The organism is Cupriavidus sp. WKF15 (genome assembly GCF_029278605.1).
Taxonomy (GTDB): domain Bacteria; phylum Pseudomonadota; class Gammaproteobacteria; order Burkholderiales; family Burkholderiaceae; genus Cupriavidus.
In genome coordinates, this window is record NZ_CP119572.1 from 700177 (window position 1) to 712869 (window position 12693).

The 12693-nt window shown below is 68.2% G+C and carries 11 protein-coding genes; 5 read left to right on the forward strand and 6 right to left on the reverse strand.

Annotation, left to right across the window (positions count from 1 at the left end; genetic code table 11):
- Nucleotides 1-6 precede the first annotated feature (6 nt).
- From CupriaWKF_RS03350 to CupriaWKF_RS03370, 5 genes are all read right to left on the reverse strand, one after another.
- Nucleotides 7-288 (reverse strand): hypothetical protein, encoded by a 282-nt coding sequence (locus CupriaWKF_RS03350; protein WP_276099618.1) that lies wholly within the window; start codon nucleotides 286-288, stop codon nucleotides 7-9.
- A 197-nt stretch (nucleotides 289-485) separates the two neighbouring features.
- Nucleotides 486-1199, reverse strand: coding sequence for a DUF2076 family protein (locus CupriaWKF_RS03355; RefSeq protein WP_276099619.1), 714 nt, complete (start codon nucleotides 1197-1199; stop codon nucleotides 486-488).
- 95 nt (nucleotides 1200-1294) lie between these two features.
- Nucleotides 1295-2098, reverse strand: a complete 804-nt coding sequence (locus tag CupriaWKF_RS03360) for a sulfite exporter TauE/SafE family protein (RefSeq protein ID WP_276099620.1) — start codon at nucleotides 2096-2098, stop codon at nucleotides 1295-1297.
- 5 nt (nucleotides 2099-2103) lie between these two features.
- Nucleotides 2104-3411: an FAD/NAD(P)-binding oxidoreductase gene (locus CupriaWKF_RS03365; protein ID WP_276099621.1), complete on the reverse strand. Its 1308-nt coding sequence runs from the start codon at nucleotides 3409-3411 to the stop codon at nucleotides 2104-2106.
- A gap of 78 nt (nucleotides 3412-3489) precedes the next feature.
- Nucleotides 3490-4389: an MBL fold metallo-hydrolase gene (locus CupriaWKF_RS03370; protein ID WP_276099622.1), complete on the reverse strand. Its 900-nt coding sequence runs from the start codon at nucleotides 4387-4389 to the stop codon at nucleotides 3490-3492.
- 215 nt (nucleotides 4390-4604) lie between these two features.
- Between CupriaWKF_RS03370 and CupriaWKF_RS03375 the strand changes: the two genes are divergently transcribed.
- Entirely contained in the window at nucleotides 4605-5999 is a 1395-nt protein-coding gene (locus CupriaWKF_RS03375) for a sigma 54-interacting transcriptional regulator (protein WP_276100654.1), read from the forward strand.
- Nucleotides 6000-6084: 85 nt separating this feature from the next.
- Complete coding sequence (gene fdxA, locus CupriaWKF_RS03380; protein ID WP_276099623.1) at nucleotides 6085-6414, forward strand: ferredoxin FdxA; 330 nt, start codon at nucleotides 6085-6087, stop codon at nucleotides 6412-6414.
- A gap of 18 nt (nucleotides 6415-6432) precedes the next feature.
- On the opposite strand, the gene CupriaWKF_RS03385 is transcribed toward fdxA, so the two are convergent.
- Nucleotides 6433-7530, reverse strand: a complete 1098-nt coding sequence (locus CupriaWKF_RS03385; RefSeq protein ID WP_276099624.1) for a substrate-binding domain-containing protein — start codon at nucleotides 7528-7530, stop codon at nucleotides 6433-6435.
- Between the two features lie 148 nt (nucleotides 7531-7678).
- Here CupriaWKF_RS03385 and CupriaWKF_RS03390 point away from each other — a divergent pair, with 148 nt between their 5' ends.
- From CupriaWKF_RS03390 to fdhF, 3 genes are read left to right on the forward strand one after another with little or no spacing between them, the layout of a single operon-like run.
- Nucleotides 7679-8206, forward strand: a complete 528-nt coding sequence (locus tag CupriaWKF_RS03390; protein WP_276099625.1) for a formate dehydrogenase subunit gamma — start codon at nucleotides 7679-7681, stop codon at nucleotides 8204-8206.
- Nucleotides 8203-9768 carry a formate dehydrogenase beta subunit gene (locus tag CupriaWKF_RS03395; RefSeq protein WP_276099626.1) on the forward strand — a complete coding sequence of 522 codons (1566 nt, stop codon included), beginning with the start codon at nucleotides 8203-8205 and terminating at the stop codon, nucleotides 9766-9768. Before CupriaWKF_RS03390 ends, CupriaWKF_RS03395 begins: the two co-directional genes overlap by 4 nt.
- Before the next feature lie 43 nt (nucleotides 9769-9811).
- Nucleotides 9812-12682 carry a formate dehydrogenase subunit alpha gene (fdhF, locus tag CupriaWKF_RS03400; RefSeq protein ID WP_276099627.1) on the forward strand — a complete coding sequence of 957 codons (2871 nt, stop codon included), beginning with the start codon at nucleotides 9812-9814 and terminating at the stop codon, nucleotides 12680-12682.
- Nucleotides 12683-12693: the final 11 nt, after the last annotated feature.

Sequence of the window (12693 nt, forward strand, 5' to 3'; positions counted from 1 at the left end):
GGCTTCTTACTCTTTCATCCATGCCTGGTTGCGCCACGACACGATTTCATTGGGTGGCGCTGCACCGCCCGGCGCGCCGCCCTTGCGGTACGCGAGCGTGAACAGGACCAGCGAGGTGCGGCGCGACGAGTACCGGTCGCGTAGCGGCATGCCAGACCTTACCGGCCACCAGTGCGGCGGCAGCCGTCCGGCGCTGGCGTAGGCCAGGCCGCAGTATCCCCAGCCGGACGATGACAGCTGCCACAGCCAGCGGAATCCTTCATTGGGAGGGCGGGAGCGTACGCGCATGCAGTTTCCTCCCTGCAGGACGGCTGGCGCGTTAGTGCATGACGGCTGGCCGGCACTGCCGGCTAGCCGCGCTCATGGGAGGCGGGCAGGGCGCTTTGTCGCGGCGACAGCGCTGCCTCGAATCCGTACCTGCCAACATAGCATCTGGTGGCGGCGCAGGGGAAGTTTCCTACCAAGGCGCAACTGCCGCGTACGCTTCACACGAGCGACGAATCGTCGTCGAAGAAGCCACCGTCGTCGAGTCCGCCGGACAGCCCGCCATCGTCCAGGAAGCCGTTTGCCGAGGCTGCATTGCGGTTGCCGGACAAGGCCGGGTCGTCGTTGCCGAAGTAGTTGTTGACGATGGTAGTGTCGCTCGCTGCCTGGCCCGTGCCCGACTGGCCGAGAAAGCCGCTGCCGCTGTTGTGGTGGAACAGGTTCTCGATACCCTGGAACAGGAACGCGCCGCCGGCCACGCCGGCGGCGGTGGTCGCAATGCTGCCCAGCGTGCTGCCAAGCCCGCCGCTGAGGAAGCCCGGGCGTGGCGCCTGGACTGGCACCCCCTGCGGCATGGGTTGCGGCATCGATTGCGGCATCGGTTGCGGCACTGCGGCGGCCGGTGCGGGCGGCATCTGCGCTGGGGCGTGGCCCCATGCGTTCTGCGCGTTGATGAAGCTGCCGGTGCCGGCGCCATTCCCCGCGTTGGCCTGTGCGGCGGCGAGCTGCCCCTGCAGCGATGCGACCTGCGCCTGCGCCGAGGCGAGCGCGTGGTCGAGCAGCATGGCGCGCTGGACCAGCAGGTAGGCCGCGTCAGGCTGCCGGGCCACGGCCTCGGCAATGAGCTGTTGCGCCTGCGGGTCCTTGGCGCCGGCACGGGCCTGCGTGAGCTGGGTCAGAAAGGCTTCGAGTGCCTGCAATTCCTGGGGGGCCATCAGATTTCTCCTGTCCGGACTGTCCGGTGCTTGAGTACGCAGGCAGTCTATGGCGCGAGACTTAAGCGAAACTTAAGACCAGGCGAACCGGCCTTTCAGGCTGCACCCGTGAAGGCGCGCCACAGCATCAGGCCGGCTGCCGCCATGCTCACCAGCGCGAACAGGCGTTGCAGCCGTGCCGGGTGTGCCGCCGCCACGAAGCGCCTGCCCGCCAGCATCGCTGCCACCGCACCCAGCGCAAAGGGCAGGGCCATGCCCCAGTCCACACGGCCACGGGCGGCAGCTGCGGTGATGGCCCCCGCCGAAACCAGCGCAATGACTGCCAGCGATGTCGCCAGAATGCTGCGCGCGGTCAGGTCGGTATAGCGTCGCAAGGCCGGCACGATAACAAAGCCGCCGCCCACGCCGAGCAGCCCGCTGAGCAAGCCGGACAACGCGCCGATGGCGGCAAGCGCCCGTGCGCACGGACGCGTCCAGCGCAGCCGGCCTTGCTGCGGGTGCAGTACGCACGGTGGACGCACTGCGCCGGGCGCGGCCGTGCCGGCCCTGCGCAAGGTGCGCCACGCATTCAGCGCCAGCACCAGTGCGAACGCCGTCATCAGCGGCGGATTTGGCAGCCGCCCTGCCAGCGCCACGCCGAGCGGGGCCACGGCCATGCCGAGCACGCCGATCAGCGCCGCCGCGCGATAGCGCACGATGCCGTCGCGCAGTCCGAGTCCGGCGCCCACCGCGGCCGACATCCCTACTGCGATCAATCCCATCGGGGCGGCCTGGGCGACGTCAAGGTGCAGGCCGAACACCAGCATCGGCACTGCCAGGATGCCGCCGCCGGCACCCGTGGCGGCCAGGATGGCACCGATGACTGCGCCGAGCGCGGCGGTCAGGAGCGAGGCTTCCATCGCGGCTACCCGGTCACTTCCGGCCGCACCAGCCACTCGCGGCCCTTGAGCATGCCCTCCCAATACAGCGCGGGCAGGACGTTGGCCTTGAGCATCCAGGCAGCGCGCGAAGGGCGCGTGCCGTCGATGAACCATTTGGGAAATGTCGGCCTGACCTTGCCACCATAGACGAACTCGGCCAGCACGATCTTGCCGCGCTCGACCGTGAGCGGGCATGAGCCATAACCATCGTAGTGCGCCAGGCCGTGCGCGCGGCCCAGGCTGGCCAGCACATTGTGCGCGACGATCGGAGCCTGCTTGCGCGCGGCTGCCGCGGTCTTGGCGTTGCTGGTATTGGTCGCGTCGCCCAGCGCCCAGATGTTCGCAAAGGCCGCATGACGCAGCGTGGCCGGATCCACGTTGATCCAGCCGGCGGCGTTTGCGAGCGGACTGGCCTTGATGAAGCCGGGCGCGCTCTGCGGCGGCACGACGTGGATCATGTCGAAATCTTCTTCCACGCTCTGCGTGGTGCCGTCCGCCATGGTGCGCACGAAGCGCGCACGCCGGCGCACGCCGTCGATCGCCGTCAGGCGGTGCTGCAGGCGCAGGTCGATGCCGTAAGCCTGCACATAGGACATCAGCGCCGGTACATAGTCGGCCACGCCGAACAGCGCTGCACCTGCGTTGAGAAAGCTGACGCGCGTGGCATCCAGAGTGCCCTGGCGCCGCCAGGCGTCGCAGGCCAGGTACATCGCCTTCTGCGGCGCGCCGGCACACTTGATCGGCATCGGCGGCTGGGTGAAGAGCGCCTTGCCGCCGTGCAGTTCGCTGACGAGCTGCCATGTGTAGGGCGCCAGGTCGAAGCGGTAGTTGGACGTTACGCCATTGCGGCCCAGCGCCTGCGCCAGGCCCTCGATGCCGTCCCAGTCAAGCTGCAGGCCCGGGCATACGACGAGCTGCTCGTAGCGCACGATGCGCGCGTCGTCGAGCCGGACCTCGTTGCGCTCGGGATCGAACGCCGCCACGGCGGCGCGGATCCAGCGTGCCTGCGGCGGAATGCAGTCCGACATCGCGCGCACGGTGGCGCCGGCCTTGAACACGCCGCCGCCCACCATGGTCCAGCCGGGCTGGTAGTAGTGGTGCTGCGCTGGGTCGATCAGCGCAATGTCCAGCCCGGGCTCGCGCGCGAGCAGGCTGGCGGCCACGGCAATGCCGGCGGCACCGGCGCCGACGATGACCACGCGGTGGGTGCTGTCGATGACCTTGCCGGCAGGGGCATGGCCGGGTTGCCCGCCGGGCGTGGCCGGGCGGGGATCTTGGGGGCGAGGATCCATGATTGGGGGCGTTCCTTGGGGTGAGTGCTGCCCGCCGCGGTCAGGCGGCGGAGGAGATGCGGCCGGGCCGCGGCGGCTTCAGACCGCGTCGAGGGGAATCTTCAGGTAGCGCACGCCGTTGTCCTCGGGCTCGGGCAAGTGGCCGGCGCGCATATTGACCTGGACCGAGGGCAGCATCAGCGCGGGCATGCCCAGCGTGGCATCGCGCTGCGTGCGCATGGCGACGAAATCGTCCTCGGTCACGCCGTCGTGGACATGCAGGTTGCCGCGGCGCTGGTCGGCCACGGTGGAGCGGAAACGCAGCTCGCGGCCGCCGGGCTGGTAGTCATGGCACAGAAAGAGTTCGGTCTGCGGCGGCAGCGACAGGATGCGCTGAATCGAGCGGTACAGCGTGCGCGCGTCGCCGCCGGGAAAATCGCAACGGGCGGTGCCGTAGTCGGGCATGAATAGTGTGTCGCCGACAAAGGCGGCCTGCCGGCTGCCGTCGCTGACGAGATAGGTCAGGCACGCGGGCGTATGTCCCGGCGTGGACAGCACGGTGACCTCGAGCTCGCCGATGCGCAAGCGGTCGCCGTCGGCCAGCAAGCGGTTGAACTGGCTGCCGTCGCGCGCAAAGGCAGTGCCGGCGTTGAACATCTTGCCGAACACGGTCTGCACGGTCGTGATGTGGGCGCCGATGGCCGTCATGCCGCCCAGCCGGGCCTGCAGATAGGGCGCCGCGGAGAGATGGTCGGCATGGACATGAGTCTCGAGAATCCACGCGACCGTGGCGCCGAGCGCCTGTACCCGCGCGATCAGGCGGTCGGCGCTCGCGGTGCTGGTGCGCCCGGCGCTGGCGTCATAGTCGAGCACGCTGTCGATGACGGCGCACTGGCGCGAGGCTTCGTCGAGCACGAGATAGCTGACGGTGCTGGTGCGAGGGTCGAAGAAGCCTTCGACGGCAAGGCTGGGGGCGGATGGGGTCGGTTGTGCTGCCACGATTGTCTGCCAGTTGATGTTCTGGGCAGGGGAAGATCAATTTTCGTGCCTGCTGCGCCGCTTGTTGCGCGGGAAGGGCGGGTTCCTCCAGAAAAATCAACGGGAAAGAGATGCCCGGGACGCGCGTGGAGCACCGCCTCGATCGCGCCCCTATGGCATACTCCTCTGCCATTTGGCAGTAATTGGCAGTTCATGACAGTGGGCTGCCCATCATGATGGCGCCCCCCAGGACTCTTCCTTCCGAAACCGGCAATACCCCGGCCCAGGCCGATGCAATGCGTCCGCTGATCGCCTTCCTCGAACATGAGGCGCAGCCGATGATCGTGCTCGATCCCGACTACAACATCGTCGCGGCCAATGCCGCCTACCAGCGGCAGTTCGCGCGCAACGGGACCCAGTACGTGGGCAGGAAGTGCTACCAGGTTTCGCACCAGTACGACGTGCCGTGCGACCGGGCCGGCGAACACTGCCCGATGCAGAAGGCGCGCGAAACCCTTGGCACGGACCGCGTCCTGCATGTTCACCACACGCCGCGCGGCCCCGAGCATGTCGATGTCGAGCTTCGGCCCATTGTGGGCGCCGACGGCGCGATCGTCGCCTTTGTCGAGCGGCTCAACACCGTCAGGAGCGCGTCGGCGCGCGTCAGCGAGGACGGCCTGGTCGGGCGCTCGCCGGCGTTCAACGCGGTGCTCGAACAACTGCATCGCGTGGCGCCGTCCGCGCTGCCCGTGCTGCTGCAGGGGGAGTCCGGCACCGGCAAGGAGATGTTCGCGCGCGCCCTGCACGACGCCAGCGACCGCGCGGACGGCCCGTTCGTGGTGGTGGACTGCTCGGGCCTGTCGGAGACGCTGTTCGAGAGCGAACTGTTCGGCTACGAGAAGGGCGCGTTCACCGGTGCGCAAGCGCGCAAGCCCGGCCTTGTCGAAACCGCGCAGCATGGCACGCTGTTCCTCGACGAGATCGGCGACGTGCCCCTGGCCATGCAGGTGAAGCTGCTGCGGCTGATCGAGTCGCGCACGTTCCGCCGCGTGGGCGGACTGGAAACGCATGCCGCCGACTTCCGCCTGGTGGCGGCCACGCACAAGCCGCTGCAGCAGATGGTGGCGCAGGGCACGTTCCGGCAAGACCTGCTGTATCGCATCAACGCCTTTCCGATTCATCTGCCGGCCTTGCGCGAGCGGCCGCAGGACATCCCGCTGCTGGCGCAGGCACTGCTGCGGCGTGCGCTGCCGGTGGACCGGACCCTGCGCATTGACGACGAGGCCGCGGCACGGCTGTGCGCGCACGCGTGGCCGGGCAATATCCGCGAGCTGCGCAACGTGCTGGAGCGGGCCATGCTGTTCGCCGATGACGGGGTGATCCGTGTCAGGGATCTGCCGCCGGAACTGGCGCAAGGCCCGCTCACGCCGGCACGCACGGACCTGCCGGGCGATGCCGCGTGGCATGGCCACGGCCGGATGCGCTGGCCCGACGATGCGGCGCTGCGCGCGCTGGCGCTGGAATTCCCGGGCACGCGCAAGGCCCTGGCGACCCATCTTGGGTGTAGCGAACGCACGCTGTACCGGCGGCTGCAGCGCCTGCCGGCGGCGGCCACGGTTCAGGCAATTTGAATGACTCGGACAGTGCGCGCCGCCCCGCCGGCAACGGTGGCGCGCTAACATCGTCGGGTTTGCTGTCCGCTGTTCGCCCCCCAAGATGACCTTTGTCGTGACGGATGCCTGCATCCAGTGCCGCCACACCGACTGCGTGGAAGTCTGCCCCATGTCGTGCTTCCACGAAGGGCCCAACTTCCTCGCCATTGATCCCGACCAGTGCATCGACTGCTCGATGTGCGTGCCGGTGTGTCCGGTGGGCGCGATCTATTCCGAGCATGACCTGCCCGAAGACCAGCGCCATTTCCTGGCGCTCAACGCCGAACTGGCGCGCCGCGCGGACTGGCCGCCGCTGCTGCAGGCGAAGGGGCCGCTGCCCGGTCATGCCGACTGGGCCGGCCATCCCGACAGGCTGTCGCTGCTGATCCGGTAAGCGGCGCGAGCCTCCGCTTCAGCGCTTCTGCGCGCGGTACTCCGGAAACGCCTCGGCCAGCGTCAGCACCGTGCCGGTCAGGCTGCCGTCATAGCCCGGCAAGGCATTGACGCGCTCGCGAAAGCTCTCGCTCGTGAGCGCGCCGACGGCATCGGCCAGTGCGGGGCTGGTCAGCTTCTTCTTTTCGATCGCGAAGAAGTAGCGCTCCTTGAGCACCGGCACGAACTCCAGCCCGAAGCGCCGCGCCGCGGTTTCCACGCCAAAGCCCACGTCCGCCATGCCGCTGCCGATATACGCGGCGACCGCCGCATGCGTGAACTCGCCGTTGTTGTAGCCCTCGATCCGTGCCGGATCGATGCCGCGCGCCGCCAGGATCAGGTCCAGCAGCAGCCGCGTGCCGGAGCCGACCTGCCGGTTGACGAAGCGCACTTCGCGCCGCGTCAGGTCTTCCAGTGTCAGCACGCCGAGCGGGTTGCCCATGCGCACGAACAGCCCCTGGCTGCGCACGGCCAGATGGATCAGGCAGTGCGTGTCGGGCTTGAGCCACGTGGTGAAGTGGCGAACCATGCCATGCTCGAACTCGCCGACCGGCACATGGAAGCCAGCGATGTCGCAGGCGCCTTCCGCCAGGGCGGCCACGGCTTCCACGCTGCCGCAGTACTTCAGGTCGTGCCGCACCTGCTGCTCGTCGAGGAAATCGCGCAGCGCCGCCACCGCGAAACCATGGCTGGCGTGCAGGCGCACGGCCGGGTCGGTCCGGTCCATCAGCTTCTTCAGTTCGATCTCCAGCTCCGACGCCAGGCTGTCCAGCGTCGGCGACAAGCGCGCGCCAATGCGCTTGCTGGCCCATACCAGCTGCTGCGCCAGCGGCGTCAGGGCACTGCCGCGTCCGCGCGTCTTGTCGATCAGCGGGCCGCCGAACAGCGCCTCGGCATCGCGCAGGATGCCCCACGCATAGCGGTAGGACAGCGACACCGCCTCGGCCGACTGGCTGATGCTGCCGGAGGCCTCGATATGGCCGAGCAGCGCCACCAGGCGCGAAACGTCCAGCGGCTCCGCAGTCGGGCTGTCATCGTCCCGGATCTGCAGGTGAGGGGAGATCGAGATGCGGATCATATGAAAAAAATAGCTTATTGAACCCTGCCGGACAACTACTTATAGTCGCTCCAACGGCCATAAAGTCGTCGTTATACCCCGGTAAATAGGAAAAAAATAGCATATAAACGGTCGCCCCGCCGAGGATGCGGCCCCCACAGGAGACGCCATGCCAGATACCGCTACCCTCGCTACGGCGCCGGCCGACGCGGCCCGCACAGCGGCCATCGCCGCGATCGTGGCGGCCCGCCAGGACATGCCCGGAGCCCTGCTGCCCATCCTGCATGAAATCCAGGATACCCAGGGCTACATCCCGGAGACGGCCGTGCCGGTCATCGCCAAGGCATTGAACCTGTCGCGCGCCGAAGTGCATGGCGTGATCACGTTCTACCACCATTTCCGCCAGCAGCCCGCCGGCCGCCACGTGGTGCAGGTCTGCCGTGCCGAGGCCTGCCAGTCGGTCGGCGCCGAGGCGCTGGCCGAACACGCGAAGCGCGCGCTGGGCTGCGATTTCCATGAAACCACCGCCGACGGCGCGGTCACGCTGGAGCCGGTCTACTGCCTGGGCCAGTGCGCCTGCGGCCCGGCCGTGATGATGGGCGAGCAGCTGCACGGCTACGTCGATGCCAGGCGCTTCGACGTGCTGGTGCGCCAGCTGCGCGACGTCCAGCCCGCCAACGAGGAGGCCCAGGCATGAGCGCCGCAGTCACCACCATCTTCGTCCCGCGCGACTCCACCGCGCTGGCCCTGGGCGCCGACGACGTGGCGCGCGCGATTGCGCGCGAGGCCGCGGCGCGCGGCGAATCCGTGCGCATCGTGCGCAACGGTTCGCGCGGCATGTTCTGGCTTGAGCCGCTGATCGAGGTGCAGGCCGGCGCGGGCCGCGTGGCCTACGGCCCGGTCAGCGCCAGTGATGTGCCGGGGCTGTTCGATGCCGGCCTGCTGCAAGGCGGCGCGCATGCGCTCGCGCACGGCCTGACCGACGAGATCCCCTTCCTCAAGCGCCAGGAACGCCTGACGTTCGCACGCGTCGGCATCACCGATCCGTTGTCGCTGGACGACTACCGGGCGCATGAAGGCTTTGCCGGCCTGGAACGCGCGCTCGCGATGGAACCCGCCGCGATCGTGCAGGAAGTGACCGACTCGGGCCTGCGCGGCCGCGGCGGCGCGGCCTTCCCGACCGGCATCAAGTGGAAGACCGTGTTGGGCGCGAAGTCGGCCGTCAAGTACATCGTCTGCAATGCGGACGAGGGCGATTCGGGCACGTTCTCCGACCGCATGGTGATGGAAGACGATCCGTTCATGCTGATCGAGGGCATGACCATCGCCGGCCTCGCCGTGGGCGCGGAGCAGGGCTATATCTACTGCCGTTCCGAATACCCGCATGCGATCGCCGTGCTCAATGCCGCCATCGCCATCGCCACCGCTGGCGGCTGGCTGGGCGATGACATCCGCGGCAGCGGCAAGCGTTTTCACCTTGAAGTGCGCAAGGGCGCCGGCGCCTACGTATGCGGCGAGGAAACCGCGCTGCTCGAGAGCCTGGAAGGCAAGCGCGGCGTGGTGCGCGCCAAGCCGCCGCTGCCCGCGCTCGAAGGCCTGTTCGGCAAGCCCACGGTCATCAACAACGTGATCTCGCTGGCCACGGTGCCCGTGATCCTCGCGCGCGGCGCGCAGTACTACCGCGACTTCGGCATGGGCCGTTCGCGCGGCACGCTGCCGTTCCAGCTGGCCGGCAATATCCGCCAGGGCGGCCTGGTCGAAAAGGCATTCGGCGTGACGCTGCGCGAACTGCTCCACGACTACGGCGGCGGCACGCGCAGCGGCCGCGCCGTGCGCGCGGTGCAGGTGGGCGGCCCGCTCGGCGCCTACCTGCCGGAATCGCGCTTCGACGTGCCGATGGACTACGAGGCCTATGCCGCGTTCGGCGGCGTGGTCGGCCACGGCGGCATCGTGGTGTTCGACGAGACCGTCGACATGGCGAAGCAGGCGCGCTACGCGATGGAGTTCTGCGCGGTCGAGTCGTGCGGCAAGTGCACGCCGTGCCGGATCGGCTCCACGCGCGGCGTCGAAGTCATGGACCGGATCATCGCCGGCAACGAACCTGTCAAGCACATCAAGCTCGTGCGCGACCTGTGCGACACCATGCTCAACGGCTCGCTCTGCGCCATGGGCGGCATGACGCCGTACCCGGTGCTGTCCGCGCTCAATGAATTCCCCGAGGACTTCGGCCTCGCCCCCAACCCAGCCAAGGCGGCATAGGTCCACCTAAGCCGACTAACGAAGAGAACAACGGGAGACAACCATGGATTGCCGCGATGTGATTGACTTCGGCACCCCCGCCAGCGAATCGACCGAGCTGGTCACCCTCGAGATCGACGGTGTCAGCGTCACCGTGCCCGCGGGCACGTCGGTGATGCGCGCCGCGATGGAGGCGCAGGTCAGCGTGCCCAAGCTGTGCGCGACCGACAGCCTGAAGTCCTTCGGCTCGTGCCGCCTGTGCCTGGTGGAGATCGAAGGGCGCCGCGGCTATCCGGCCTCGTGCACCACGCCGGTGGAAGCCGGCATGAAGGTGAAGACGCAAAGCGACAAGCTGTCCGACCTGCGCCGCGGCGTGATGGAGCTGTACATCTCCGACCACCCGCTGGACTGCCTGACCTGCCCGACCAACGGCAACTGCGAGCTGCAGGACATGGCCGGCGAGGTGGGCCTGCGCGAGGTGCGCTACAACGACGGCGGCCCGATCGCGACCCACACCGAGATGAAGAAGGACGAGTCCAATCCTTACTTCACCTACGACCCGTCCAAGTGCATCGTCTGCAACCGCTGCGTGCGCGCGTGCGAGGAAACGCAGGGCACCTTCGCGCTGACGATCTCGGGCCGCGGCTTCGACTCGCGCGTGTCGCCGGGCACCAGCCAGTCGTTCATGGACTCGGACTGCGTGTCGTGCGGCGCCTGCGTGCAGGCCTGCCCGACCGCGACGCTGACCGAGACCTCCGTCATCAAGCTGGGCCAGGCGCCGCGCAGCGTCGTCACCACCTGCGCCTACTGCGGCGTGGGTTGCTCGTTCAAGGCCGAGATGAAGGGCAACGAGGTCGTGCGCATGGTGCCGTACAAGGACGGCAAGGCCAATGAAGGCCACGCCTGCGTCAAGGGCCGCTTCGCCTGGGGCTACGCCACGCACCAGGACCGCATCCTCAAGCCGATGATCCGCGCGAAGATCACCGATCCGTGGCGCGAGGTGTCGTGGGAAGAGGCCATCAACTACGCGGCTTCGGAGTTCAAGCGCATCCAGGCCAGGCATGGCAAGGATTCGATCGGCGGCATCGTGTCGTCGCGCTGCACCAACGAGGAAGGCTACCTGGTCCAGAAGCTCGTGCGCGCCGCGTTCGGCAACAACAACGTCGATACCTGCGCACGGGTCTGCCACTCGCCGACCGGCTACGGCCTGAAGCAGACGCTTGGCGAATCGGCCGGCACCCAGACCTTCAAGTCGGTCGAGAAATCCGACGTGATCATGGTGATCGGCGCCAACCCGACCGATGGCCACCCGGTGTTCGCATCGCGCATGAAGAAGCGCCTGCGCGCCGGCGCCAAGCTGATCGTGGTGGATCCGCGCAGGATCGACCTGGTCGATTCGCCGCACATCCGCGCCGACTACCACCTGCAGCTGCGTCCGGGTACGAACGTCGCGCTGGTGACGTCGCTGGCCCACGTGATCGTGACCGAAGGCCTGCTGGCCGACGCCTACATCGCCGAGCGCTGCGAGGACCGCGCGTTCCAGCAATGGCGCGACTTTGTCTCGCTGCCCGAGAACTCGCCCGAAGCCATGGCCGAGGTGACCGGCGTGCCGGCCGACCAGCTGCGCGGCGCCGCGCGCCTCTATGCCACCGGCGGCAACGCGGCCATCTTCTACGGCCTGGGCGTCACGGAACATGCGCAGGGCTCCACCACGGTGATGGGCATCGCCAACCTCGCCATGGCGACCGGCAATGTCGGCCGCGAAGGCGTGGGCGTGAACCCGCTGCGCGGCCAGAACAACGTGCAGGGCTCGTGCGACATGGGTTCGTTCCCGCACGAACTGCCGGGCTACCGCCACGTGTCGGACTCGACCGTGCGCGGGCTGTTCGAATCGGCGTGGAATGTCCAGATCAGCCCCGAGCCGGGCCTGCGCATCCCGAATATGTTCGAGGCCGCGCTCGGCGGCAGCTTCATGGGCCTGTACTGCCAGGGCGAGGACATCGTCCAGTCCGACCCGAACACCCAGCACGTGTCCGAGGCGCTGTCGTCGATGGAATGCATCGTGGTGCAGGACATCTTCCTGAACGAGACCGCCAAGTACGCGCACGTGTTCCTGCCGGGCTCGTCGTTCCTGGAAAAGGACGGCACCTTCACCAATGCCGAGCGCCGCATCTCGCGCGTGCGCAAGGTGATGCCGCCCAAGGCCGGCTACGCTGACTGGGAAGCGACCATCCTGCTGGCCAACGCGCTCGGCTATCCGATGCACTACAAGCATCCGTCCGAAATCATGGACGAGATTGCCCGCCTGACGCCGACGTTCTCGGGTGTCAGCTACAAGCGGCTGGACGAACTGGGCAGCATCCAGTGGCCGTGCAACGAGCAGGCGCCGGAAGGCACGCCGACCATGCACATCGACCAGTTCGTGCGCGGCAAGGGCAAGTTCATCATCACCAAGTACGTGCCGACCACGGAGAAGATCACGCGCGCCTATCCGCTGATCCTGACCACGGGCCGCATCCTGTCGCAGTACAACGTGGGCGCGCAGACGCGGCGCACCGAGAACGTCCAGTGGCATGACGAGGACCGGCTCGAAATCCATCCGCACGATGCCGAGGAACGCGGCGTCAAGGACGGTGACTGGGTCGGCGTGCAGAGCCGGGCAGGGGAGACCGTGCTGCGCGCGATCGTCAGCGAGCGCATGCAGCCGGGCGTGGTCTACACCACCTTCCACTTCCCGGAATCCGGCGCCAACGTCATTACCACCGACAACTCCGACTGGGCCACCAACTGCCCCGAGTACAAGGTGACCGCGGTGCAGGTGATGCCGGTGGCGCAGCCATCGGCGTGGCAGAAGGAGTACCACGCGTTCAACGCGCAGCAGCTGCAGCTGCTCGAAGCCGCCAGTGCCGACCCGGCCCAGGCCGCGGCAGGCTGAGAGGAGGATCG